This is a genomic window from Paraburkholderia sp. BR13444, from assembly GCF_040948755.1.
GTDB classification, from domain to species: Bacteria; Pseudomonadota; Gammaproteobacteria; order Burkholderiales; family Burkholderiaceae; genus Paraburkholderia; species Paraburkholderia youngii.
This window is the reverse complement of sequence record NZ_JBFPKM010000017.1, coordinates 44,241-68,323: the sequence shown is the minus strand read 5'-3', so window position 1 is coordinate 68,323 and position 24,083 is coordinate 44,241. Positions and strand designations below refer to the sequence as shown.

At 65.1% G+C, this 24,083-nt stretch carries 21 protein-coding genes; 10 read left to right on the top strand and 11 right to left on the bottom strand.

All coding sequences use genetic code 11. The annotated features are described in order from the left end of the window. The first annotated feature begins 13 nt into the window (after positions 1–13). The 3 genes from AB3X95_RS32485 to AB3X95_RS32475 all read left to right on the top strand — a co-directional run bounded on the left by AB3X95_RS32485 (position 14) and on the right by AB3X95_RS32475 (position 1,445). Positions 14–616: a hypothetical protein gene (locus AB3X95_RS32485; RefSeq protein WP_309235061.1), complete on the top strand. Its 603-nt coding sequence runs from the start codon at positions 14–16 to the stop codon at positions 614–616. A 75-nt stretch (positions 617–691) separates the two neighbouring features. Beyond that, positions 692–967, top strand: a complete 276-nt coding sequence (locus AB3X95_RS32480) for a hypothetical protein (protein ID WP_368623443.1) — start codon at positions 692–694, stop codon at positions 965–967. A gap of 34 nt (positions 968–1,001) precedes the next feature. Continuing rightward, complete coding sequence (locus AB3X95_RS32475; RefSeq protein ID WP_368623442.1) at positions 1,002–1,445, top strand: hypothetical protein; 444 nt, start codon at positions 1,002–1,004, stop codon at positions 1,443–1,445. 141 nt (positions 1,446–1,586) lie between these two features. Here the strand turns inward: AB3X95_RS32475 and AB3X95_RS32470 are convergent, their stop codons facing one another. From AB3X95_RS32470 to hemC, 5 genes are all read right to left on the bottom strand, one after another. Next, a complete protein-coding gene (locus tag AB3X95_RS32470) occupies positions 1,587–3,326 on the bottom strand; it encodes a SulP family inorganic anion transporter (protein ID WP_368623441.1) in 1,740 nt (579 codons plus the stop codon). A gap of 114 nt (positions 3,327–3,440) precedes the next feature. After that, positions 3,441–4,475 carry an SDR family oxidoreductase gene (locus tag AB3X95_RS32465; protein WP_368623471.1) on the bottom strand — a complete coding sequence of 345 codons (1,035 nt, stop codon included), beginning with the start codon at positions 4,473–4,475 and terminating at the stop codon, positions 3,441–3,443. A gap of 158 nt (positions 4,476–4,633) precedes the next feature. Then, entirely contained in the window at positions 4,634–5,824 is a 1,191-nt protein-coding gene (locus tag AB3X95_RS32460) for a heme biosynthesis protein HemY (protein ID WP_176109267.1), read from the bottom strand. A gap of 2 nt (positions 5,825–5,826) precedes the next feature. Beyond that, positions 5,827–7,818 carry a fused uroporphyrinogen-III synthase HemD/membrane protein HemX gene (gene hemDX, locus AB3X95_RS32455; RefSeq protein WP_368623440.1) on the bottom strand — a complete coding sequence of 664 codons (1,992 nt, stop codon included), beginning with the start codon at positions 7,816–7,818 and terminating at the stop codon, positions 5,827–5,829. Beyond that, positions 7,818–8,816, bottom strand: coding sequence for a hydroxymethylbilane synthase (hemC, locus tag AB3X95_RS32450; RefSeq protein ID WP_368623439.1), 999 nt, complete (start codon positions 8,814–8,816; stop codon positions 7,818–7,820). The genes hemDX and hemC overlap by 1 nt, the downstream gene beginning before the upstream one ends. 493 nt (positions 8,817–9,309) lie before the next feature. Between hemC and ppc the strand changes: the two genes are divergently transcribed. The 6 genes from ppc to AB3X95_RS32420 all read left to right on the top strand — a co-directional run bounded on the left by ppc (position 9,310) and on the right by AB3X95_RS32420 (position 18,012). After that, entirely contained in the window at positions 9,310–12,468 is a 3,159-nt protein-coding gene (gene ppc / locus AB3X95_RS32445; protein ID WP_368623438.1) for a phosphoenolpyruvate carboxylase, read from the top strand. Positions 12,469–12,660: 192 nt separating this feature from the next. After that, positions 12,661–13,473, top strand: coding sequence for a helix-turn-helix transcriptional regulator (locus AB3X95_RS32440; RefSeq protein WP_176121187.1), 813 nt, complete (start codon positions 12,661–12,663; stop codon positions 13,471–13,473). 164 nt (positions 13,474–13,637) lie between these two features. Then, positions 13,638–15,044 (top strand): argininosuccinate lyase, encoded by a 1,407-nt coding sequence (gene argH / locus AB3X95_RS32435; RefSeq protein ID WP_368623437.1) that lies wholly within the window; start codon positions 13,638–13,640, stop codon positions 15,042–15,044. 362 nt (positions 15,045–15,406) lie between these two features. Continuing rightward, positions 15,407–15,937, top strand: a complete 531-nt coding sequence (locus AB3X95_RS32430) for an energy transducer TonB (RefSeq protein ID WP_176367032.1) — start codon at positions 15,407–15,409, stop codon at positions 15,935–15,937. Positions 15,938–16,305: 368 nt separating this feature from the next. Further along, positions 16,306–17,613 carry an MFS transporter gene (locus AB3X95_RS32425; protein WP_176121184.1) on the top strand — a complete coding sequence of 436 codons (1,308 nt, stop codon included), beginning with the start codon at positions 16,306–16,308 and terminating at the stop codon, positions 17,611–17,613. A gap of 219 nt (positions 17,614–17,832) precedes the next feature. Then, the gene (locus AB3X95_RS32420; protein WP_013088754.1) at positions 17,833–18,012 is read left to right on the top strand and encodes a hypothetical protein; all 180 of its coding nucleotides are present in this window, start codon (positions 17,833–17,835) and stop codon (positions 18,010–18,012) included. 30 nt (positions 18,013–18,042) lie between these two features. Here the strand turns inward: AB3X95_RS32420 and AB3X95_RS32415 are convergent, their stop codons facing one another. Beyond that, on the bottom strand, positions 18,043–18,174 hold the full coding sequence (locus AB3X95_RS32415) for a hypothetical protein (RefSeq protein WP_255215071.1): 132 nt from the start codon (positions 18,172–18,174) through the stop codon (positions 18,043–18,045). A gap of 510 nt (positions 18,175–18,684) precedes the next feature. Beyond that, positions 18,685–19,689 carry a lipopolysaccharide heptosyltransferase I gene (waaC, locus tag AB3X95_RS32410; RefSeq protein ID WP_176367030.1) on the bottom strand — a complete coding sequence of 335 codons (1,005 nt, stop codon included), beginning with the start codon at positions 19,687–19,689 and terminating at the stop codon, positions 18,685–18,687. A gap of 236 nt (positions 19,690–19,925) precedes the next feature. Between waaC and AB3X95_RS32405 the strand changes: the two genes are divergently transcribed. Next, positions 19,926–21,362, top strand: a complete 1,437-nt coding sequence (locus AB3X95_RS32405) for a chloride channel protein (RefSeq protein WP_368623436.1) — start codon at positions 19,926–19,928, stop codon at positions 21,360–21,362. A gap of 42 nt (positions 21,363–21,404) precedes the next feature. Here AB3X95_RS32405 and AB3X95_RS32400 read toward each other — a convergent pair whose 3' ends face one another. The 4 genes from AB3X95_RS32400 to minC form a co-directional block, all read right to left on the bottom strand. Beyond that, positions 21,405–21,716 carry a YXWGXW repeat-containing protein gene (locus tag AB3X95_RS32400; protein ID WP_176121181.1) on the bottom strand — a complete coding sequence of 104 codons (312 nt, stop codon included), beginning with the start codon at positions 21,714–21,716 and terminating at the stop codon, positions 21,405–21,407. Between the two features lie 270 nt (positions 21,717–21,986). After that, entirely contained in the window at positions 21,987–22,241 is a 255-nt protein-coding gene (gene minE / locus AB3X95_RS32395; RefSeq protein ID WP_008922443.1) for a cell division topological specificity factor MinE, read from the bottom strand. Between the two features lie 14 nt (positions 22,242–22,255). Then, complete coding sequence (gene minD / locus AB3X95_RS32390; RefSeq protein ID WP_013088749.1) at positions 22,256–23,071, bottom strand: septum site-determining protein MinD; 816 nt, start codon at positions 23,069–23,071, stop codon at positions 22,256–22,258. 106 nt (positions 23,072–23,177) lie between these two features. Then, the gene (gene minC, locus AB3X95_RS32385) at positions 23,178–24,011 is read right to left on the bottom strand and encodes a septum site-determining protein MinC (RefSeq protein WP_176121180.1); all 834 of its coding nucleotides are present in this window, start codon (positions 24,009–24,011) and stop codon (positions 23,178–23,180) included. Between the last annotated feature and the right edge of the window lie 72 nt (positions 24,012–24,083).

Here is a 24,083-nt window from a genome sequence, read left to right as displayed (position 1 = left end):
GATGAGACCGACTGTGACCGACGCCCAGCGCGATATGGCATTCAGCATTTTGACCACTGCAATAGCGATCCTGCGGGACGACCAGCCATTCGATCCCGCTCATACGATTTTCGGCCGCATTCTTGCGGCTGACCCTCTGCGCGGCAAAGGAGGTGGGACGGAGTATTCCTTCGTGAATCCGGCTTTCCCGCGGACGCAAATCATTCTCTATGTGGTACCCGATCCGCTTGCTCCCTCCGCCGACCGCACGAAAGTCAAGCAAGTCGTGACCCACTTCACGATTCGCTTCAGTCCACTATTGACCGACATTAACCGCTCGACGCTGGAAGATCTCCTGCAGCTCGATATCGGTTACTGGATCGACGGCAATGGCGAGCGACGGCCCGGCAATGATATGGGCACGGCTCCGCCGCAGATTCGGCTGCATAGCTATCGCTATCGTGCTTCGAATCTGCCAACGAGCCGATTTCCGGTGGACGTCGAATTTGCTTTCGGCGACCCAGACCCAAAGGACCCGGCGCCGGACGCACACAAAACGCCGGTCCTAATGGACGTTCTACTGAATCGTGACTATTCCGCGCTGAAACCGCGACGCCGTGAACAAAGCCCGTCTTGAGTGACCTGTTGAACGTCTCTGGAGAAACAGCACAAAAGATGGCGCAATTCGAAACCGGCTATAGGAGCCAACTTCATGAAGAAGACGCCTACGCTTGCGCGGAAGTGGTTCAGGCCTACTGGCGCAATCCTGGTGATCCTCTCGTTCGCAATCCCGGTACATGCACAGCTCAGTATGTCGATGCCCACAGGACCGTCAGCGCCAGAAACTGAGACGAGGGACACTGTGACCGACGAGCAGCGCGACATGGCCTTCAGAATATTGACCACGGCAATGGCGATCCTGCGGGACGACCAGCCCTTCGATCCCGCACATACGATATTCGGCCCGCATTCTTGCGGCGCGGCCTGAGCGCGGTGTGGTGGGTGTTACGGAGTATTCCTTCGTGAATCGGGTCTTGCCGGATACGCAAATCATCGTAGTTGCGATACCCGATCCGCTCGACCCCTCCCCCGACCGCGCAAAAGTGAAGCAAGTCGCGACGCACTTCACGATCCGCTTCAGTTCACTATTGACCGACGTTAACCGCTCGACACTGGAAGATCTCCTCCAGGTCGATATCGGTTACTGGATCGACGGCAATGGCGAGCGGCGGCCCGGCAACGATATGGGAACAGTACCGCCGCAGGTTCGTCTGCATCACTATCGCTATCGTGCCTCAGACCTGCCAACCAGCCGATTTCCTGTGGACGTCGAGTTTGCTTTCGGGGACCCCGACCCAAAGGACCCGGCGCCTGACGAATCCAAAACGCCGGTCCTGATGGACGTTCATCTTGATCGTGACTATTCCGCGCTGCGACCGCGCCACCGTGAACAGAATCCGTCGTGAACAGATGGTGGCAAAGGGCGTCGCGGGATGACCAAGAACAGGAGTGAACTGGCGCGGTCCCAAACCGTTTTGACAGCCATTTCAAAAGCAAAAGCGAGGCGCAAACCCGTTCTCCGGTGGATCTAGCCTCAGCTCCGAAAACTATCCCTCCCCAACCGTCTCGACATAGTTATCAACCGCGCTACTGACCGTCGGATGAAAACACGCATCGCCGATCAGATCGGTCAGCTCGAAGCGCCTGAGCTTGTCGCGAACCGGATCTTTCATCTCCGCAAAGTGCAGTGCAATCCCGCGCTCGTCGAGCGAGCGCGTCAGCTCCCGCAGCATGTCGGCCGAGGTGACGTCCACGCTCGTCACCGGTTCGGCCGCCACCACCACGCGCTTGACGGGTGCCGGCGAGTCGGCAACGGCTTCGAGCAGGCGCTCCTGAAACTGCTCGGCATTCGCAAAGAACAGCGGTGCATCCCAGCGAAACAGCACGAGTCCGGGGATTCGCTTCGCTTGCGGATAACGCTCCAGGTCGTGATAGCCGCGCAAACCCTCGACGCGACCGAGCACCGCGTAGTGTGGTCGCCAGCCGTCCCACAGAAACTCGATAATCGCGATCACCACCGCGAAGCCGATGCCTGGAATCGCGCCGAACACCGCGACGCCGGCAAAGCAGGCCATCGACAGCCAGAACTCCCATTGCTGGATGCGGAAAATCCGCTTCAGGTCCGTGATCTCGAACAGGCCGATCGCCGCCGCGATGACAACCGCGGCGAGCGCGCTGTTGGGCAGGTAGTGCATCAGGTTGGGCGCGACCAGCAGCAGCGCCGCGACCGCCAGCGCGCCGACCACGCCCGTCAGTTGCGTCTTCGCGCCCGCCGCTTCGGCGACCGGCGTGCGCGACGAACTGCTGCTGATCGGGAAACCGTGGAACAGGCCGGCCGCGAGATTGGCCACGCCGAGCCCGACCATCTCCTGATTGGGGTCGACGCGGCTGCGAAAACGTGCCGCGAAAGTCCGCGACAGCACGCTGGTATCCGCGAACGAAATCAGCGCGACCGCGCAACCGCCGAGCAGTATCTTCACCAGATCGGCGTCCGTGACCCACGGTAGCGCGAAGGTCGGCAGGCCTTGAGGGATCTTTCCGAGCACTTTCACGCCGACGCTATCGAGGTGTAATGCGGTCACGCATAACGTCGCGACGATCACGGCGATCAGGATGCCCGGCAGCTTCTCGAAGCGCTTGAGAAACAGGATCAGCACGAGGCTTCCCGCGCCCACCGCGAAGCTGTACCAGTTGGATTTGCCATCGGCGATGGCCTGCACGAGGCTCACGATGTCCCGCAATGGCCCGCGCTCTTCGATCGAAATGGCAAACAATTTGGGTAACTGACTGATCAGCACCGCGAGCGCGATGCCGTTCATATAGCCGTATCGAATGGGCTTAGACAGCAATTCTGTGATGAATCCTAGCCGCAGCAAGCCCATCACGATACAGAACACCCCGGACACGATCGCCATCATGCTGGCCGCCGCAATTGCGCGCGACGGGTCGCCCGCCGCCACTTGCACGACCACCGCCAGAATCGGAGCCGCAAGCGCGGAGTCGGGGCCGAGCACGAGAATCCGGCTCGGGCCGAACAGCGCGTACGCCAGCAACGGGACGATCGTCGCGTACAGGCCGAACACGCCGGGGACCCCCGATGCCTCCGCGTAAGCGATCCCGACTGGTACCAGCATCGTGGTCAGTACCAGTCCGGCCGTCAGATCGCTCGGCAGCCAGCTCAAGCGGTACGCCTTGAGCACCGTCAGTCCCGGCAGCCAGCGCATCCAGCGGTGCGCGCTGCTTGCAGTGGTCTGCTCTTTGTGAGGAACTGGCCTGTCCGCTTCCATTTTTGGAATGTTCGCAGTCGAGGACGCCGCGCCACGGATTGTGGGCGGCACTGTCATTCGTAGGATAGTCCAGACCTTTCATGGGCGACAGGGAGGAGGCACACCGATTGCGTATCAAGGCCGTTTGCGCCTCAGCAGCCACCCGACGCCCCCTGCCAGTGCCAGCACCGCCGCGCCATACACCGCGTTGCGATGCCGGTCGGTAAACAGCTCCCAGCAGTACGCGCGCGCTTCATCGTCAAAGCGGCCATGCGCGGTGTAGTGGCCGGGCACCGGCTCGTAGAGGTTCGCGGGCGCATCGGCGGGCAATGGTTCATCGGTCAGTTGCCCGTCGTAACCCGCACGCGCGAGATAGTGGTCGAGCAGCGTCGGCGCGATCCGGTTCGCGAGGATCGCCTTGACCGTCGACCACCCGACCCACACCTGCCGCCGCCGATGAGTGGCCGCAAAGTAGATCGCCCGCGCCGCCACTTCCGGCTGAAATACCGGCGCCACCGGCCGCGCCCTGCGCCCCGTGCGATTGAGCGCCCAGTCGAATTGCGGGGTATTGACCGCGGGCAGATCGACCATCGTCAGATGGATATCGACCCCGTCGTGCAGCAACTCGGAACGCAATGAATCGGTAAAGCCGCGCACAGCGAACTTCGCGCCGCAATAGATCGACTGCAACGGCACCGACCGGTACCCGAGCGCCGAGCCGACATTGACGATCGTCCCGTGCCCGCGCGCGCGCATCACGGGAAGCGCCGCGAGCATGCCGTTGACCTGCCCCAGATAGGTCACCTGCGTGCCGCGTTCGACATCGCGCGCACTGAGCGCGGACACCGGCGCAAACGCGGTCGCCATCGCGACGTTGACCCACACGTCGATGCCGCCCAGCTCGCGATTCACGCGCTGCGCGGCGCGCTCGATCGCATCTGCATCGGCGACGTCGGCGGGCAACGCGAGTGCGCGCACGCCATAGGTCGCGGCGATCTCCTCGGCGGCACGCGCGAGCCGTCGCGGCTCGCGCGCGATCAGCCCAACGTCATAGCCCTGCCGCGCGAACTCGGACGCGGTGGCGCGCCCCACGCCGGCACTTGCCCCTGTAATGACGACGACGCCCTTGCGCTCGACGTCGCCGCTGCGGGTGTCGGTTTGCACCGTCATAGCGTCGCTGGCCACTTTGAACACCTCCCAGGTTGCGCATCCGGTGAGGTGTGAAGCAAAGCGCAGTCCCGCCGATTCGAGCCGGACAGCGGCGCCGGAAAAACAAATGGCCGCAGCACGAGGCTGCGGCCATCCGGTAGCGGCTAAAGAGGCTTAACTCACGTCACGTTCATCGCCAACGCACTCTCGCGATAGTGCTCGCTCGCCTTGTCGGTGTCTCCAAGCTGCTCGTGCAGACGCGCGAGCGCGCGATGCGAACGGATCTTCAGCGTCTCGTTGTCGGCGAGCTTCAGCGCGCGTTCCAGGAACGATTGCGCCTTGCCCCACAACTGCTGATGCAGGCACAGACGCCCCAGCGCGAACATCAGGTCCGCGTCTTCCGGCCGATCCTTCTGCCACGCCTCGGCCTTCTGGATGAGCGGCAACGCATCGCCGCCGGCCGTGTCCGGATAGCGCCGCAACAGCCGCGCATCCCAGTTCTGCGCAAGCGCCTCCTCGACGATCTTGCGCGCCTCCTGCGGACGATTCAGCGCAACCAGCAGTTCGGCGGCGGTATCGGCGAGGCGCGGCGAATGACGCTCGGTCGCCGACAGCGAATGCCACAATTCGAGCAGCGCCTCAGCGTTGTGGCGACGATCGCGCAGCAAATTTTCCGCCGCCAGCTGACGCAGCCGCACCGCGACCGCCGGGTGGATCGCCTCGCGCTTCTCCAGCGTCTTGACGAGCTTCAGCACTTCGCCCCAGTTCTTCAATTGCTGCTGCGCGCGCAGCATGATCTGCTGCGCGTGGATGCGCCGCGCCCCTTGCGATTGCATCTCGGTCAGCGCATGGAGCGCGCCGTCGGCGTCGCGGCCGTCGGCGCGCATGTCGGCGGTGGCCATCAGGCGCGCGTCCTGCCACTCGGCTTCGTCGATCTGCGCGAGCCATTCGTCGCGCCGCCCGTACTCATGCATGCGATGCGCGGCGGTCGCCGCGATCAAACCGGCCGCGCCCTTGTTGTCGCCATTCGTGAGCGCGTCCTTGGCAGCCTTTTCCGCGCGCGAGAAACGTCCCGCGTACAGGTTGCCGATCGCGTCGCGCAACGCCGCGTGCGCCTTCGCGACACGCGCGCGCGCCCGGTACGCGGCGACGCGCTGCGGCATGCGCCAGATATTGCGGATGATGCGCAACAGCGCGTAGAGCAGGATGAACAGCACCACCAGCCCGACGATGAACAGATTCAGCGACATGTCGACGCGGTACGGCGGATAGATCAGCAGCACCTGCCCCGCGTCGAAGCGCCCGCCCACCGCGAGCATGACCGCGACGGCGAACAGCGCCGCGAGCCACAGAAGTCCCCGGATCGCCATGATTAACCCCGGTTCCGGTATTGATTGACGGCCTGCAGGCTCGTATCGAGGTTCGGCAGCTCGACCGCGGCCGAACCGGCGTCCACCTGCTTGACGAGATCGATGACCATCTGCGTGTCTTTCGACGAAGTGTCGAAGTAGCGCGTCAACGCGGACTGCGCCGCCTGCAGGTCGGACTTCAGCGTGGTCTGGTTGCGCGACAGCAGCGCGAGACGCGCCGATAGCAGACGCAGCTTCAGGTTCTGGCGCACGAAGTAGCCTTGATCCGGCGTAACCAGCATCGCGTCGGCGTTATCGATACGGCGCACCTGCACGAGGCTCGACAGCTGTTCGCCGATGCCGTGCGTGACCTCGTCGATCCACACTTCCCAGCGCGGCTTGCCGGTGGCCGCCGCCACCTTCGCGGTGTCGGCCCACGTGGCCGCGTGCGGCGTGGCACGCGGAATCGGTGCTTCACCCGAGAGCGGCAGGCCGCTCACGTGATCGATCGCGTTGTCGAGTTTGATCGCGAGGCCGGTCAGATCGGTGGAGGGTGCGGCCTTCAGCTTGTCGATGTCTTGCGCGATCGCCTTGCGCACGGCGAGCGCCTGCGGGCTATCGGACGCCGCGAGGCGCGTATCGGCGCTTTGCAATGCGAACAGCGCGAGCTGGGTATTGCCGGTCAGCTGCAACTGCTGGCTGGCCGCCGACAGCATCTGCCCGACTTCGGCGAGCGTCCAGTCGTCGCGATTGCGCGCGAGATCCGCGTACTGCTGTTGCAGCGCCTGCTGCGCGGCCTGCGCATCGGCGAGCTTGCCTTCGAGCTGCGCGACCTGCGCGTCCGATTGATGCACGGTGGCGAGCGCCTGGTCGATCTTGATGCGCAGCTCGTTGGTCTGCGTGTCGTTGGCCTGCTGACGCTGCGCGAGCTCCTGCTCGGTGCGCACCAGCTTGCGGTTCATCGCGAAGCCGCCCACGCCCACCGCGCACGCGATCACCACGATGACAAGCCACAGCAGCGGTCCGCTCGTGCTGCGGCGCTTTTGCGCTTCGTACGGCGTGAAGGGTTGATTCGGCGGCAAGGCGGTGCTTGCCGGCGGCTGAGGTGAGGCGTTCGTGGATGCGTTCGTTTCAGTCATGCGTGGTTGAGCCGGGTTGGACGATACCGGTTGGACGACGGGAGGCACGGCGGCCGCGGCCACGAGGGCGCGGACTATGCGCTCGTCGCCCGCGCCGGACACCGTAATCCTATCAAAACCCAATGCCCGCGCGGTCTGCGCGATGCGGGGATGCGGCGTGACGAGCGGCGCGTGTTTGAGCTGCTCGATCTCGCCGGCGGTTAGATGCTCGTGCGCGAGTTCCTGCAGATTGCGTACGCCTTCGGAGCTGGTCAGAAGCCATGCGTGCGGCGCGCCCGCGAGCAGTTCGTGCACGCGCGCCCAGGCGCCGATCGACGGCTCCGGCACGATGCGCCGGTACGCGGCGACCGTGTCGACTTCGGCGCCAGCTTCACGCAGGCGCTCGCTGAGCCATTCGCGGCCGCCGTCGCCGCGCACGATAAGGACGCGCTTGCCTTCGAGGCCCGCGGCGCCGAGTTGCGCCTCGATCGCCGCAAACAGGCCCTCGGAGTCGAAGCTCGTCGATTCGTCGTCGGCACCCGCCGCGGGGCTGATCACGCGATGCTCCGGCGCGCTGACGCCGTGGCGCGCGAGCGCATGCACGCTGCCCGGACCGACCACGCCGACCGGCAGCGCGTGCGGCCAGATATCGTGATGGCGCGCGAACGCGTGATCGACCGCGTTCGGCGACACGAATACGACCAGCGCGTAGCGTTCGAGCGACGCGAGCGCGGCGCACAACGGCGCGCCGTCGATGACGGGCGCGATATCGATCAGCGGGAAGTCGAGCGACGCGAGTCCGGCTGCTTCGAGCCGTTCGACGAGGTCGCTCGACTGGCCGGCCGGCCGCGTGATCACGACCGTGAACGGCGCCTTCCCGGGCGTGCCGGCGGCCATCACTCGCTGGCCGCCGCGCCGGGCGCAGCCGTGGGACCGCTCGCGGTGCTGAGCGCGCGGACGATCTCGCGCGCGCCTTGCTGCGCGAGCGACTGCGCCACTTCCTCGCCGAGCGCGAGCGCACCTTCGATGGTGGGCGCCGGCGCCGACGCCTGCGCGCTCAGTACGCGCTGGCCGTCCGGCGTCGCGACGATGCCGCGCAGATGCAGCGCGCCGTCGCCCCACGTTGCGTAGGCGGCGAGCGGCACCTCGCAGCTGCCGCCGAGAGCGCGCGACACCATCCGCTCCGCTTCGACGGCCGCCGCCGTGTGCTGATGATGCAGCGGCGCGAGCCATGCGGCGAGGTCCGCGCGATCGGCGCGAATCTCGATGCCGAGCGCGCCTTGGCCCGCCGCGGGCAGACTATCCTCGGGATCGAGCAGCGCGCGGATGCGCTCGGCGAGACCGAGACGCTTCAGCCCTGCCGCGGCCAGAATGATCGCCGCGTAGTCGCCGCGATCGAGCTTGGCGAGTCGGGTATCGAGATTGCCGCGCAACGGCCGCACGTCGAGATGCGGATAGCGCATGCGCAGCATCGCTTCACGGCGCAGGCTCGAGGTGCCGACCACGGCACCAGCCGGCAGCGCGGCGAGCGAGTCGTACTGATTTGACACGAGCGCGTCGCGCGGGTCCTCGCGCTCCATGATGGTGGATAGCGCGAAACCGGCGGGCAACTCCATCGGCACGTCTTTCAGCGAATGCACCGCAAGGTCGGCGCGGCCATCGGCGAGCGCGGCTTCGAGCTCTTTCACGAAGAGCCCCTTACCACCAACCTTCGACAGCGTGCGATCGAGAATCTGATCACCACGTGTCGTCATTCCGAGGATTTTTACGTCACAAGATGGATATAATTTGTGCAGCGCACATCGCACGTGCTCGGCTTGCCACATGGCAAGGCGGCTCTCTCGCGACGCAATCACAAGCGTGTGGGGTGGCGTGGAAAACGTCTCGGTGTTCATTAGCTTGCTGCTTGATGTCGGGATGGAATAACAATCAATGTTAGCACGCGCCCTTATTTGTGCCCTTGGGTTCCAAGGCACCGCGGGGCGCCGTGCGCAAGCGCTATCGATGGAGGAGACGGGCCTCGCGCCGCGCGGCGGCATGCGGGATGATGCAATGCGGCGAACACGCTGCGGCAATGCGTGCCGCGTGTTCGGTCTCTTCGCGGGCTGGCAGCCCGCGGCTCCCTTCTCCCTCGTCGGCGTCGCGCGATCGGCAGCGCTTGCGCGGTTCGTCGCACGCGCTGCGGCACGCGCGGCTCGCTTCGTAGCGGGTCGGCAGTCGCCGTTTGCAGTCCGCCGTCTCAAGTCTTTGTTGCAGTCGCATTAGCAGTCTGTCTTGTAGTCCGTTGCGCAGTCCCTGTTGCACGCAGTTCACGTTGTACTTGCTGGTTGCAGTTCGCAGTCGCAGTTCATCAATCAACAGACCCTGGCTTCCCCGAGGAAACTCATCGTGACGTCTTCCGGATCGGCGCGCCCCGCCCGCCGCAACACTGCCTCGCCCACCGCTCGCCCGGCCGACGCCGCGGCGCCCGACGTCCTGTCCAACGCTGCCGCGCAAGCCGCCAAGGCCTCGAAGGCCTCGCAAACCTCTGTGCCCGTCAAGCAGGACAAGGCGCCCAAAGCAACGAAATCCGGCAAGGCCGAAAAAGCCGCGACTTCGGCCACCGCCAGCAAGCCGGCCAAGGTCAAGATCAAGATCGAAGGGGACGCGACACCCCCGCGCGCCGCTAAAACGGAAAAGCTCGAGGCCGAGTCGCAAGCTGAGCCCGCCACCGCGCCCACCGTGAAGAACGGCGGCCGCACGCGCGAGGACAAGGACCACCCGCTGTTCCAGGACATCCGCTATCTCGGCCGGCTGCTCGGCGACGTGCTGCGCGAGCAGGAAGGCGACGCCGTATTCGACGTCGTCGAAACGATCCGGCAGAACGCGGTGCGCTTCCGTCGCGAGGACGATAGCGCCGCCGCGCAGACGCTCGACAAGAAGCTGCGCTCGCTGACGCCGGAGCAGACCGTCAGCGTCGTGCGCGCGTTCAGCTATTTTTCGCATCTCGCGAACATCGCCGAGGACCGCCACCGCAACCGTCGTCATCGCATTCACGCTCTCGCGGGCTCGGCCTCGCAGCCGGGCACGATCGCGCATGCGCTCGAGCGGCTCGTCGCGGCCGGTGCCGCCGCGACGCCGGTGCTGCAGCGGTTTTTCGATCACGCGCTGATCATGCCGGTGCTGACCGCGCACCCGACCGAGGTGCAGCGCAAGAGCATTCTCGACGCGCAGCACGACATCGCGCGGCTGCTCGCCGAGCGCGACCAGCCGCTGACGAATCGCGAGCGCGCGCACAACGAAGCGATGCTGCGCGCGCGCGTCACGTCGCTGTGGCAAACGCGGATGCTGCGCGACGCGCGTCTGACGGTCGCCGACGAAATCGAGAACGCGCTGTCGTACTACCGCAGCACCTTCCTCGAAGAAGTGCCGGCGCTGTACGCCGACATCGAGGAGGCGCTGAAGGAGCATGGCCTCGAAGCACGCCTGCCGCCGTTCTTCCAGATGGGCAGCTGGATCGGCGGCGATCGCGACGGTAATCCGAACGTCACCGCCGAAACGCTCGAAAACGCCATCACCCGTCAGGCCGCGGTGATCTTCGAGCACTACCTGGTGCAGGTGCACAAGCTCGGCGAGGAGCTTTCGATGTCGAATGTGCTCGTCGGCGTGAGCGATGCGCTCAACGAGCTTGCGGACATCTCGCCCGACCACTCGCCGCATCGCACCGACGAGCCGTATCGTCGCGCGCTGATCGGCATCTACACCCGCCTCGCGGCGAGCGCGCGCGTGCGTCTCGGCGAAGGCAGCGTGCCGCTGCGCAGCGCCGGCCGCGGCGTCGCGCCGATTCGCGCGACCCCTTACGACGACGCCGCCGACTTCGTGCGCGACCTGCACGTGCTGATCGACTCGCTCGCCGAGCATCACGGCGCGCCGCTCGCCGCGCCGCGTCTCGCACCGCTCGCTCGCGCGGCCGAAGTGTTCGGCTTCCATCTCGCGAGCATCGATCTGCGGCAAAGCTCGGACATCCACGAAGCGGTGATCGCCGAGCTGCTGAAGCGCGCCGGTGTCGAAGACGACTACGCGGGGTTGTCGGAAACGGACAAGCTGAACGTGCTGCTCGCCGAACTCGCGCAGCCGCGCGCGCTGCGCGTGCCCTACGCCGAGTACTCCGACCTCGTGAAGAGCGAGCTCGCGGTGCTCGAGGAAGCGCGCGTCACGCGCGAAAAATTCGGCGCGCGCGCGGTGCGCAACTACATCATTTCGCACACGGAGACCGTTTCCGATCTGGTCGAGGTGATGCTGCTGCAGAAGGAAACCGGCCTGTTGCGCGGGCGTCTCGCCGACGAGCACGACCCCGCGCGCGCGGGCCTGATGGTGATCCCGCTGTTCGAGACGATCCCCGATCTGCGCAACGCGCCGCACATCATGCGCGATCTGTTCGCGCTGCCTGGCATCGGCACGCTGATCGAACATCAGGGCAACGAGCAGGAGGTGATGCTCGGCTACTCGGACAGCAACAAGGACGGCGGCTTCCTGACATCGAACTGGGAGCTGTATCGCGCGGAGCTGGCGCTCGTGTCGCTGTTCAACGAACGCGGGGTGAAGCTGCGTCTGTTCCATGGACGCGGCGGCACCGTCGGCCGCGGCGGCGGCCCGACCTATCAGGCGATCCTGTCGCAGCCACCTGGCACCGTCGACGGTCAGATCCGTTTGACCGAGCAGGGCGAAGTGATCGCGAGCAAGTTCGCGAATCCGGAAATCGGCCGGCGCAATCTGGAAACCGTCGTGGCCGCGACGCTCGAAGCGTCGCTGCTGCCGCACGACCACACGTTGGCCGAACTGCCGGTGTATGAGGAAACGATGCAGCAGCTGTCCGATACGGCGATGGCCGCGTATCGCGCGCTCGTCTACGAAACCCCGGGCTTCAAGGAGTATTTCTTCGAGTCGACGCCGATCGCGGAGATCGCCGAGCTGAACATCGGCAGCCGCCCCGCGTCGCGCAAGCTGCAGGACCCCAAGCAGCGCAAGATCGAGGATCTGCGCGCGATTCCGTGGGGCTTCTCGTGGGGCCAATGCCGGCTGCTGCTGACGGGCTGGTACGGATTCGGCAGCGCGGTCACCGAGCATCTGGACAGCGCGCCGTCGGACGCGGAACGCGCGCGCCGCCTCGCGCTGCTGAAGAAGATGCACAAGAGCTGGCCGTTCTTTGCAAACCTGATGTCGAACATGGACATGGTCATCGCGAAGACCGACCTCGCGGTCGCGTCGCGTTATGCGGCGCTCGTAACCGACAAGAAGCTGCGCAAGCACGTGTTCGAGCGCATCGTTGCCGAGTGGGAACGCACGTCGAAGGTGTTGTCGGAGATCACCGGCAAGAGCGAGCGGCTCGCCGAGAATCCGCTGCTCGCGCGTTCGATCAAGAACCGCTTCCCGTACCTCGACCCGCTCAATCACCTGCAGGTCGAACTGCTCAAACGCTATCGCGCGGGCGACACCAATGCGCGCGTGCGGCGCGGCATTCATTTGTGCATCAACGGGATCGCGGCGGGGTTGCGCAATACCGGTTGAGCTCGACGCTGAAGCAAGCAAAAGCCGGGTGTGGCCGACGCAGGCCACACCCGGCTTTTTTCATTGCGCGTCGACATGGCGAACGACGCGTTGCGCGAATCCAGCCGCTACAATAGAGCCCGCCATGTACCAGTACAAGTCCGGCAATTATTCTGGTATCTCTATTACTCCCCTCCACGCTCAGCCGATAGCATGACGACGCCGTCCTCCGCCGATCACCCGCCGCCGCTCGACGCCACGCCGGCCCGCGCACTCGGCGACTTCATCCGCGCCCATCGCGAGCGGCTGTCGCCGCAGGCGGTCGGTCTGCCGCCAGGGCCGCGCCGCCGCACGCCCGGTCTGCGGCGCGAGGAAGTCGCGCAGTTATGCGGCGTGAGCCCGACCTGGTACACGTGGATCGAGCAGGGCCGGCCGGTGTCCGCTTCCGCCGATGCGCTCGCGCGCATCGCGGTCGCGTTGCAGCTGTCGCGCGCCGAGCGCGCTTATCTGTTCGAGCTGGCCGCGCAGCGCGATCCGGCCGAGCCCGATCCGGCCGCCGCCGATGCACCCGCCACGCTGCTGCAAACCGTGCAGCTCATCGACACGCCGGCCTACGTGCTCGACCGGCAGTGGAATGCGCTCGGGTGGAACGAGCGCGCGGCCGATCTGTTCGTCGGCTGGCTCGACGGCGCGCACGACCGCAACCTGCTGCGCTACACGTTCACCGAGCCGGCCGCGCGCGCGTTGATCGTCGATTGGGAAACGCGCGCGCGGCGGCTCGCCGCCGAGTTCCGCGCCGACTCGATCCGCCATCTGAACGATGCGCCCACGCGTGGGCTGATCGATTCGCTTTCAGCCGCGAGCGACGAGTTCGCGCACTACTGGGCCTCGCAGGACGTCGGCGGGCGCGAGGGCGGCAGGCGCGAGTTCGACCATCCGCGCGACGGGCGCATCGTTTATGACCAGATCACGTTCAAGCCCGCGCATCGCGAAGATCTGAAGCTGGTGGTGCTGGTGCGCGAATAGGCTCGCGAATGGGCCCGCGAATGGGTCCGCGATGGGCGGCAGCGCCTTGGCCGCCCTCGCCCGGTGTTAAAATCTCCGTCTTTCTTCGCTGCGGCGGCGCTTCTGCACGACTCGCGCACTCGCGTCGCCAGCCTCTTCACCGCTCGTTTTTACCGCTCAACACCATGACGTCCCAACTGCACAAAAAAGGCGAAGCCTGGTCGGCTCGCTTCTCGGAGCCGATGTCGGAGCTCGTCAAACGCTATACGTCGTCGGTCTTCTTCGACAAGCGTCTGGCGTTCGTCGACATCGAAGGGTCGCTCGCGCACGCGTCGATGCTCGCCGCGCAGAAGATCATTTCCGCCGACGACCTCGCCGCGATCGAGCGCGGCATGGCGCAGATCAAGGGTGAAATCGAGCGCGGCGAGTTCGAATGGCAGCTCGATCTCGAAGACGTGCACCTGAACATCGAAGCGCGCCTGACCGCGCTGATCGGCGACGCCGGCAAGCGCCTGCATACCGGCCGCTCGCGCAACGACCAGGTCGCGACCGACATCCGCTTGTGGCTGCGCGGCGAGATCGACCGCATCGGCGGGCTGCTCACCGAACTTCGCATAGCGCTGCTCGACATCGCGGAGCAGAACGCCGCGACCATCATGCCGGGCTTCACGCACCTGCAGGTCGCGCAGCCGGTCACGTTCGGCCATCACCTGCTCGCCTACGTCGAGATGTTCTCGCGTGACGCCGAGCGCATGGTCGACTGCCGCAAGCGCGTGAACCGTCTGCCGCTCGGCGCGGCTGCGCTCGCCGGCACCAGCTATCCGATCGATCGTCACGCCGTGGCGAAGACGCTCGGCTTCGACGGCATCTGCGCGAATTCGCTGGATGCGGTTTCCGACCGCGACTTCGCGATCGAATTCACGGCCGCGTCCGCGCTCGTGATGACGCATGTGTCGCGCTTCTCCGAAGAACTGGTGCTGTGGATGAGCCCGCGCGTCGGCTTCATCGATCTGGCCGACCGTTTCTGCACCGGCTCGTCGATCATGCCGCAGAAGAAGAACCCAGACGTGCCCGAACTCGCGCGCGGCAAGACCGGCCGCGTGAACGGCCATCTGATGGCGCTGCTCACGCTGATGAAGGGCCAGCCGCTCGCGTACAACAAGGACAACCAGGAAGACAAGGAGCCGCTGTTCGACACCGTCGATACCGTCGCAGACACGCTGCGCATCTTCGCTGAAATGGTCGCCGGCATCACGGTCAAGCCGCAGGCGATGCGCGACGCCGCGCTGCAAGGCTTCTCGACCGCGACGGACCTCGCCGACTATCTGGTCAAGCGCGGCCTGCCGTTCCGCGACGCGCACGAAGCCGTCGCGCTCGCGGTGCGCGTATGCGCCGACCGCGGCTGCGACCTCGCGGACCTGACGCTCGACGAAATGCGCAGCGAACTGCCGAACGTCGCGCGTCTGATCGGCGACGACGTGTTCTCGTATCTGACGCTCGAGGGCTCGGTGGCGAGCCGCAATCATCCGGGCGGCACCGCGCCTGAGCAGGTGCTGGCCGCGGTGAAGGCAGCGCGTGCGGCGTTGAAGTAATCGATGATTGGGCGGCGCCGTGAGCCTAGGCTTGCGGCGTGGCTGGTTGAACCGAGAGCGAAAAGGCGGACCCGTTTGACGGGTTCGCCTTTTTTGTTGCCGCGTGCAATTGGCGAATCGCAGGTAAAAGAAAGCCCGCGAGAAGCGGGCTGAAAAGACTTCCACCGATGCCTTAGCATGAGGCCGCCAGAGTGTAGGCGGGTTTCGCCCGCCGACCAACGCGTGCATATTTCCGGCCTTTACATCGGAAAGCAAAGCGCGCCAGCGGCACATGCGCAACGACATTCAGCGGGCGAACGCCAATTGAATCCCGCCGGTTTTTGACTACCATTCAATCAGGCTCTCCTCGCGGTTCGTCGACGATGCTCTCACGCACTTCTCCCCCTCCTGTTCCCCGTGTGACCCCGCACTCCTTCACCGCAGCACCCAGGCATCGGCTGTTGCTCGCCGCGCTTGGTGTCGTTGCCGTGGCCGGTTGCACGATCACTCCGCTCGCGCCGCACGAAACCGTCAGCACACCGGTCGCCGCGATCAACAGCGCGACGCTCGATCAATATCGCGACGCGGTCGCACGACGAATCGTCGAGCGCAATCCGTCGTATGTGCTCCAGGGCAGGCCTCAGCCGATGCTGCGCTCGCTGGTGGTGGTGTCGTTCACGGTCGATCGTGATGGACGCATCGTCCAGTCGTCGGTGTATCGCACCAACGGCGACGACGAAGCCGAAAGCACCGCGCTCGCGTCGCTGCGCCGCTCGGCGCCGCTGCCGCTACCGCCCGGCAAGCTGCTGAACGCCCGCGGCCAGCTCGAGCTGTTCGAAGACTGGCTGTTCAACGACAACGGCAAGTTCCAGTTGCGCGAACTCGCCTCGCCGCAAGCGGAAGCGTACGAATGAGCGTGCTTGGCGCGTGCGCTGACACGCGCCATCTCGGGCATCACCGCATCGGGCAGGCCACAGGTGACCTGCTCGAGTCATTGCGCATAGCTCCCAACGCACCCCTCGTTGCCGCGCAAGCTTACGCCGCCATTGCTGCGCGACGAGCGCGCTCGCTATAATTTTCCGATTCCCCGCGCCGGAGCCTTCCGGCATGGCTCACGCCGCCCGCACACCCGTCGGCGCAGCGCATGAGCCGACTGCAGTGCCGCGGCGCCACCCGCGTGCGGCGCCCAAACCTATACCTCAACGAGGATGCCGCCCTCGCGCGCCGCCTTGCGAAGCAAGGCTCGGCGCGCCGCGGCCTCACGACAATTGGAGACCCCTGCATGTCCACTTCGCCGATTTCCGCGGCTCAGCCCGCAAGCGGGCAAAACAGTAGCGCGCGGATCATCTTCGCGAGCTTCATAGGCACCGCGATCGAGTTCTACGATTTCTATGTCTACGCGACCGCCGCGGCGCTCGTGATCGGACCGGTGTTCTTCCCGCATGGCTCGGCCACCGCGCAAGCGCTGTCCGCGTTCGTCACGTTCGGCATCGCGTTCGTCGCGCGACCGATCGGCTCGTTCCTGTTCGGCCACTTCGGCGATCGCATCGGCCGCAAGTCGACTCTGGTCGCGTCGCTGCTCGTGATGGGCCTGTCGACCACGCTGATCGGCTTCGTGCCGGGCTACGACGCGATCGGCAGCCTCGCGCCGATCCTGCTGTGCGTGCTGCGTTTCGGCCAGGGTATCGGCCTCGGCGGCGAATGGGGCGGCGCCGCGCTGCTCGCCACCGAAAACGCGCCGGCCGGCAAACGCGGCTGGTTCGGCATGTTTCCGCAGCTTGGACCGTCGATCGGCTTTCTCGCGTCCAACGGCCTGTTCTTCGCGCTCTCCATGTCGCTCTCCGACGAGCAGTTCCGTAGCTGGGGCTGGCGCGTGCCGTTCCTCGTCAGCTCGGTGCTGGTCGCGCTCGGCCTGTACGTGCGGCTGAAGATCGCCGAGACGCCCGCGTTCCAGGCAGCGATCGAGCGCAAGGAACGCGTGCGCGTGCCGATCGCGACGCTGTTCTCGCAGCACTGGGTGCCGACCGTGCTCGGCGCGCTCGCGATGGTGGTCTGCTACACGCTGTTCTACAACGCGACGACGTTCTCGCTGTCGTACGGCGTCGGCTCGCTGCATATTCCGCGGCAGACGTTCCTCGGCCTGCTGTGCATCGCGGTCGTGTTCATGGCGATCGCGACACCGCTGTCGGCCCGCGCGAGCGACCGCTTCGGGCGCAAGCCGGTGCTGATCGTCGGCATCATCGCGGCGATCCTGTCGGGCTTCACGATGGCGCCGCTGCTCGGCAGCGGTGAGCCGTTGCTGGTACTGCTGTTCCTCGTGATCCAGCTGTTCCTGATGGGCGTGACGTTCGCGCCGATGGGCGCGCTGCTGCCAGAGCTATTTCCGACCAATGTGCGCTATACCGGCGCCGGCGTCGCATACAACCTCGGCGGGATTCTCGGCGCGTCGGTCGCGCCGTATATCGCGCAGGTGCTGGCCGCGCATGGCGGCTTGCCGTGGGTCGGCGCGTACGTGTCGGTCGCGGCGGCCGTGAGTCTCGTCGGCGTGCTTTGCATGCGCGAGACGCGTGACGCGAGTCTGATGAAGTGACGCAATGCGAATCGACGCAACCAAGCTTGCGTCGATTCGCGTTTGCCGAAGTTCGACCGATGCCGCTCACGCGCAGTTTTTACGCGTCTGCGCCAGTATGCAACGGGCATTATTGCTTCGACATTTCCGCTCGGCGGCCCGGGTAATCCCCCGCCTTGCGCGTCTTTTTGACTTGCCTATACTCCCCGACATAACCCTATAAAAAACAGGGAGACTCGCATGAACGTCCATCTTCACAATGCCGATATCGTGATGATCATCGCGCTGGCCTTGCTCGGCTCGCTGCTGCTCGCGCTGCGCTTCCGTCCGGCGTCATGGAAATCCATCGTCGTCGAGGCGCTGGCCGCGAACGCCGCGGCTATTGCCGCGGTGGTCGCATTCGAAATGCTGGTCGCCTGAGGCCAGTGGCTCGAGGAGCTCGAGCGCGGCTTAGTAATAGTAGCCGTGATGGTAGTAGCCACCGCCGCCGTAGTAGTAGCCCGGCGCCGGCGCAATGACGCAGCCGCCGAGCGCCGATGCCAGCAGTGCGCCGGCCACGAGAGTCAGGATCAAGCGTTTCATGTTGTTCTCCATCGAGTCGGATTGATTCGAGCGCAAACCCCGAATGACCCGATTGGACACGATGCGCGCCGCGGCGAACGTTGCCATTTGTAAGGGAAGATCACCGGGCTGTTACAGCATCGGCGCGTTGGACGAGCGTGTTCGAACGACCTGCCCCGCTATCACCGGATCACGCCGCCCTGGCGAAAAACACCGCCTATACTCCGTTGAGCGCACTGTCGCGATAGAAGCCTTGCTGGCCGCGCCAGCGTCGCCGCAATCGAGCGGTTCAACGCGCGCCGCGCGAGCCTCGATGCACCGCGACCTACCAGCTGGCCGCCTTGTCGTGCGCGCATCGGACGCTGCGGCGTTCAACGAAAAGCGACAGTTTTAACAGACGTGTAATCGATTCCTCTCCGCCCGCTGTTCCCCGACACGGGCGTTCTTCGAGGCGCGACGATGCAGTCCCCGCCCGCAGGGGTGGACTACGCGTCGCGCCTCTTTTTCTTTTGCGCAAACGATTGCGTGAGCTCAGGCGGCGGCCGATCCGTGCTGCATAGCGAGAACCGGCTCCGCCGCGTGTACATAGTCGATCGCTTCGAGCGCCGCGCTAATGGGCGGTACCGAGCGACCGTCACCGATCGAGGTCGAGCGATACGGCGTCTCGACGCCGCAATGCGCTGGCGACGTCGCGACGAAGATCATCACGGTGCGCTTCTGCAGCGCATGCGCGAGGTGCACGAAGCCCGTATCGGTACCGACCACGAGCGCGCACGCGCCGATCATCTGCGCGACTTCGGTCACGCTCATTTGCGGCAGCACGGTCGCGCCCGGCACCTGTGCGGAGATCTGCAAGGCTTCGGCAAGCTCACCGTCCGAACCCCAGGGCAGGACCACACGAAACCCGCGCTCGCTCAAGTCGCGCCCGACAGCCGCCCAATGGGTGAGCGGCCATTTCTTCTCGGCTTTCGAGGTGGCATGAAAGAGCGCCGCGACAGGCGCGTCCTGCGTCGCGAACGGCTGCGGCACGACTGCAGGTAGCCGTAGGTCGTAGATGGGCGGGCCTTCCACTTCGTAGCCGAGCGCCTCGCTAGCGCTGATGCGCATGCCGTGCCACGCGCTGCCTTGCGGGCGTGGACCGAAACGCCCGGTATAGGCGAACGAGGCGCCCCGCTCGCCCAGATCCTGAGACTGATAGCCGAAGCGCCGCGACGAGCGCGCGAGGAAGGCGATGATCGCGCTCTTGTAGACGCCGTGAATATCGATGATGTAGTCGTAGTGATACGCGCGCAGCTCGCCGATCGATGCCCAGATCGCCTTCAGATCGCTCCAGCGACGCGACTTCTTGAAGCGGCGCAGCGGCGCGCATAGCACGCGATCGACGCCCTGGCTCCACTGCACGACTGGTGCAAATGCTTCGTCCGCCGCCCAATCCACCTGAACACCAGGAAATGCGCGTTTGATATCGGCGACGACTGGCAGCGCCTGCACGATATCGCCTAGTGAAGTGACCTTGACGATTAGGATTCGCTTCATTGAGGGTCTCTTCGTTTTCCGAAGTGGAAACTATTCTAGCCGACGTTATTACCGCCCCCCTGCCAAATGGACATTGTGCCCGGTCCGGATTTCAATACGGCGAATTACAACAAAAGATATACACAACAAAAGATATACGCCTGACAATCCATCGTAGTTGATTTTTTCAAAAGTCTTTCACGCATTCTGGCCTGTCCCGCACGTTTTATACTGGGCCCTTTGCACGAATCCAATTCATGTCCCGGCCCTTCCCTTCCCGTTCGCACGCTGTCATGCGTCGCACGAAACGCCTGTGGCGGCAATACGGCATCTTCTGGCTCGGTGCCATCGCCGTCGGTCTCGTCGCGGTGCTCTATGCGCGTCTGATCGACTGGGGTTATGACGCGTTTCTCGATGTCCGGCAGCGATATCCGTGGGCACCGCTCGTGATCACACCCGTGGTCGCGGCGCTCGCGGTCTGGCTCACGCGCAAGTTCTTTCGCGGCTCCGAGGGCAGCGGCATCCCGCAGGTCATCGCGACGCTGCACACGAAGCAGCGCGGGTACGGCGCGAGGCTGCTCTCGCTGCGGATTCTGCTCGGCAAGATCGGAGTATCGTTTATCGCGATTCTCGGCGGCCTGACGATCGGCCGTGAAGGACCGACCGTGCAGGTCGGCGCCGCGCTGATGTTCAATCTGCGCCGCTTCTACCCGCGCTCGAATGTGCAAATCGAACGGCAACTCGCGCTTGCGGGCGCGGCAGCGGGTTTATCGGCGGCATTCAATACGCCGCTCGCGGGCGTCGTGTTCGCGATCGAGGAATTGACGCGCAGCTTCGAGGCCCGCACGAGCGGTGTGCTGATCACGGCGATCGTCATCGCGGGTGTGGTCGCACTGGGCCTGAACGGCAACTACACGTATTTCGGCACGATCAGGATCGGCGCGCATTTCCCCGATCTGCTCGCCGTCGCGGTAGTGCTCACCGCAATCGTCACGGGCATCGCGGGCGGCATTTTCGGCTGGCTGCTGCTCAACACCGCGCGCTGGATTCCGGCGCCGCTGCGTCAGTTGCACGGCGAGCGGCCGGTCGTGTTCGCCGCGCTGTGCGGCTTCGCAATCGCCGTGGTCGGCGTGATCGCGGGCGGCACGACGTTCGGCAGCGGCTATACCGAAGCGCGTGGCCTGCTGGAGGGACACGGGCAGTTGTCGGTGTTCTATCCGTTCCTGAAGATGATCGCGATGGTCGGCTCGTACCTGCCCGGCATTCCGGGTGGCATCTTCGCGCCGTCGCTGTCGATCGGCGCGGGCTTCGGCAATCTGCTGCACATGGTGTTCGATTCGATGCAGTTGCCGATGCTGATCGCGCTCGCGATGGTCGGCTATCTGGCCGCGGTCACGCAGTCGCCGATCACGTCGTTCGTGATCGTGATGGAGATGATCGACGGTCACGCGCTCGTGATTTCGCTGATGGCCACCGCGTTGATCGCGAGCCGCGTGTCGCGCCTGTTCGCACCGCCGCTTTATGAGTCGCTCGCCGAGCGCTACATGGCGCCGCTGCCGCAACCGGCGCCCGCGCCGGTGCCGGAAGTGCCCGAGGTCGAGGTGCCGGAAGCGGAAAGCGTCGACGGCGAGCCGCCCGCCGGTGATGCCGCAGACGACATCACGACGGATGCTTCCGGCTCGCCGCGTCCGTAGACGACCACGCGCGGCGCGTCGCAAGCACGATCGACGGCCGCATCAAGCCCAGTGTCCCGGTACCCAGCGATAGTTCGGACCATGCTCGATCCAGTGGCCGGGCATCCAGTGATAGCCGACGCGCTCGGCCTGCCAGTGTCCGGCAACCCACACGTAGCGGCCGTGATCCCAGCGCCAGTGACCGTGATCCCATACGTAACCGACACGCGGCGCGGGCACCGCTTCAAAGCGTTCGACGGGCGGCGCGGACGGCGCGACGATGACGACTTCCGCGGCCGAAGCCGAGGCCATTGCGGCGGCACCCGCGGCGATCAGAACGGTGTTGGCAAGCAGCAGGCGAAAGCTTCTGTTCATGATTTCCCTCTTAGGTTGAACACCGGATGCGGCGTTACCGGTTTAATGCGCGAGGGCGACACGAGGCTGACGATGCGCGTGTAACGGCACCCGCTGAAGTGCAACGGTTTATTTCGACCGGGAAATGACGAGCGCCGTGCAGGCGCGAAGAGACGGCTTCAGACAGAAGCCAGAGGAACAGCCGAACGCCGCACGCCATCGCGTCGAACCAACGCGATGCAATGCGACGTCCTGCACATGATGCGAGATGGACCGCGGTCCATCGGAAGCTCAGGCCTGCGGTATTTCGATCTTGACTTCGAGCACCTCGAGATCGTCCTGACGCTCGAGACTCACGCGAATGTCGTCATCGGAAATCTTCACGTACTTCGAGATCACGGCCACCAGTTCGCGTTGCAACGCAGGCAGATAATCGGCGGGCGCATGGCCGCCGGCGCGCTCATGCGCGATGATCAACTGCAGGCGTTCCTTCGCTACCGACGCGGACTTCTTTTTCTCGCCCAGCAAAAACGAAAGAATCGACATTACGTGCGCTCCCCTTACTTGGTGCCGAAGAGGCGCTGCAGCAGCCCGGGCTTCTGGTAATCGACAAAGCGAAGCGATTTCTGCTCGCCGAGGAAACGCGACACGACGTCCTTATAGGCTTCGGCCACATCGGTGCCGTCCAGATGCACGGCCGGCAGACCCTGGTTCGACGCGTGCAGCACCGCTTCCGACTCCGGAATCACGCCGATCAGATCGATGCGCAGAATTTCCTGGATGTCGGTCAGCGACAGCATTTCGCCTTCGCTGACGCGCTTCGGGTTGTAGCGGGTAATCAGCAGATGCTCCTTGATCGGCTCCTTGCCTTCGATCGCACGCTTGGTCTTCGACGACAGGATGCCGAGAATGCGATCGGAGTCGCGCACCGACGACACTTCCGGGTTCGTAACGATCAGCGCTTCATCGGCGAAGTGCATCGCAAGCAGCGCGCCCGACTCGATACCGGCCGGCGAATCGCAGACGATGTATTCGAAGTCCATCGCGATCAGATCGTTGATGACCTTCTCGACGCCCTCCATCGTCAGCGCGTCCTTATCGCGCGTCTGCGAAGCCGGCAGGATGAACAGGTTCTCGCACTTCTTGTCTTTGATCAGCGCCTGGTTCAGATTCGCTTCGCCCTGGATCACGTTGATCAGGTCGTACACGACGCGGCGCTCGCAGCCCATGATGAGGTCGAGGTTGCGCAGGCCGACGTCGAAGTCGATCACGGCGGTCTTGCTGCCGCGCAGCGCGAGGGCCGACGCAAAGCTCGCGCTCGTGGTCGTCTTGCCCACGCCACCCTTGCCCGAAGTCACCACAATGATTTTTGCCATTACCCTTACCTTGTGTTCGTCAAATGCGTCAATTGATGCGCGGCGCGCGTCGCCCTGAAACGCCGCATGCCGAAATCGCTTGGGCAGCGCGCGTTTCTCGGCGCTTTTACGTGAGCCGCAGCGGTTCGATCATCAGTTTTTCGTCTTCGAGCCAGATCTGCACCGGCTTGCCGAGCACGTCGGCCGGCAGCGGGTTCTCGGTCGTTCGATAGATGCCCGCGATCGAGATCAGTTCCGGTTCGAGACACGTACAGAAGATGCGCGCGTCGTGATTGCCCTGCACGCCGGCCAATGCCCGGCCGCGCAGCGGCGCGTAAATATGGATGTTGCCTTCCGCGATCACCTCGGCGCCATAGCTGACGAGACCGAGCACCACCAGATCGCCTTTCGCGTAGATGCGCTGGCCGGAGCGCAGCGGCTTGTCGACCACCATCGTTTGCGGCGACGTGGCGAGGCGCACCGGTTCGGCGGCGGAGGTGGGTTCGACGGCGGCGGAAGCGGTGCTGGCGGTTGCGGATGCGGTGCTGGTGGCCGCGCTCGTGCCGGCGCTTGCCTCGGTGCCTGCCGCCGCGCTTGCCGCGCTCGCCGTGCTGTCCTCATCGGCCTGTCTGGCCGGCGCGCCGCGTCGGTCGCGCGCTTCGAGCAGCGGCAATCCCGACTCCGTCGCCCACTGTTGCTCCGCATTCGCGACCACACCGACCGGACGCATGCGCACGCTGTCGAGCAGTTGCGCGATATCGGCGAGCGGCACGCGTTCGCTGTCGGCGAGACGCCGTACGTCGATCGCGACGACGTCGTTAGCGAAGAATTCGGGGGTCGCCTCGAAGCGTCGCGTCAGCTCGGCACGCATCGCATCGAGGTCGGTCGTTTTGACCACGAACATCAGCGTGTCGACAGAGCCGCTGCGCAGTTCGAAAAAGGGCGATTTCTTGGGCGACATAGCGTTCGGCAAAAAATTTTGCGTATTTTACAGGCGTACGTGCGCGCGGCCACTATTTTTCCCGGGAGAATC

Bases quoted from the DNA above. Each gene is read 5' to 3' on its own strand.
- AB3X95_RS32480 (WP_368623443.1), top strand. From the start codon at position 692: ATGAAGAAGACGCCTACGCTTGCGCGGAAGTGGTTCAGGCCTACTGGC.
- AB3X95_RS32470 (WP_368623441.1), bottom strand. From the start codon at position 3,326: ATGGAAGCGGACAGGCCAGTTCCTCACAAAGAGCAGACCACTGCAAGC.
- AB3X95_RS32465 (WP_368623471.1), bottom strand. From the start codon at position 4,475: ATGACGGTGCAAACCGACACCCGCAGCGGCGACGTCGAGCGCAAGGGC.
- AB3X95_RS32460 (WP_176109267.1), bottom strand. From the start codon at position 5,824: ATGGCGATCCGGGGACTTCTGTGGCTCGCGGCGCTGTTCGCCGTCGCG.
- hemDX (WP_368623440.1), bottom strand. From the start codon at position 7,818: ATGGCCGCCGGCACGCCCGGGAAGGCGCCGTTCACGGTCGTGATCACG.
- hemC (WP_368623439.1), bottom strand. From the start codon at position 8,816: ATGAACACCGAGACGTTTTCCACGCCACCCCACACGCTTGTGATTGCG.
- AB3X95_RS32440 (WP_176121187.1), top strand. From the start codon at position 12,661: ATGACGACGCCGTCCTCCGCCGATCACCCGCCGCCGCTCGACGCCACG.
- argH (WP_368623437.1), top strand. From the start codon at position 13,638: ATGACGTCCCAACTGCACAAAAAAGGCGAAGCCTGGTCGGCTCGCTTC.
- AB3X95_RS32430 (WP_176367032.1), top strand. From the start codon at position 15,407: ATGCTCTCACGCACTTCTCCCCCTCCTGTTCCCCGTGTGACCCCGCAC.
- AB3X95_RS32425 (WP_176121184.1), top strand. From the start codon at position 16,306: ATGTCCACTTCGCCGATTTCCGCGGCTCAGCCCGCAAGCGGGCAAAAC.
- AB3X95_RS32420 (WP_013088754.1), top strand. From the start codon at position 17,833: ATGAACGTCCATCTTCACAATGCCGATATCGTGATGATCATCGCGCTG.
- AB3X95_RS32415 (WP_255215071.1), bottom strand. From the start codon at position 18,174: ATGAAACGCTTGATCCTGACTCTCGTGGCCGGCGCACTGCTGGCATCG.
- waaC (WP_176367030.1), bottom strand. From the start codon at position 19,689: ATGAAGCGAATCCTAATCGTCAAGGTCACTTCACTAGGCGATATCGTG.
- AB3X95_RS32405 (WP_368623436.1), top strand. From the start codon at position 19,926: ATGTCCCGGCCCTTCCCTTCCCGTTCGCACGCTGTCATGCGTCGCACG.
- AB3X95_RS32400 (WP_176121181.1), bottom strand. From the start codon at position 21,716: ATGAACAGAAGCTTTCGCCTGCTGCTTGCCAACACCGTTCTGATCGCC.
- minE (WP_008922443.1), bottom strand. From the start codon at position 22,241: ATGTCGATTCTTTCGTTTTTGCTGGGCGAGAAAAAGAAGTCCGCGTCG.
- minD (WP_013088749.1), bottom strand. From the start codon at position 23,071: ATGGCAAAAATCATTGTGGTGACTTCGGGCAAGGGTGGCGTGGGCAAG.
- minC (WP_176121180.1), bottom strand. From the start codon at position 24,011: ATGTCGCCCAAGAAATCGCCCTTTTTCGAACTGCGCAGCGGCTCTGTC.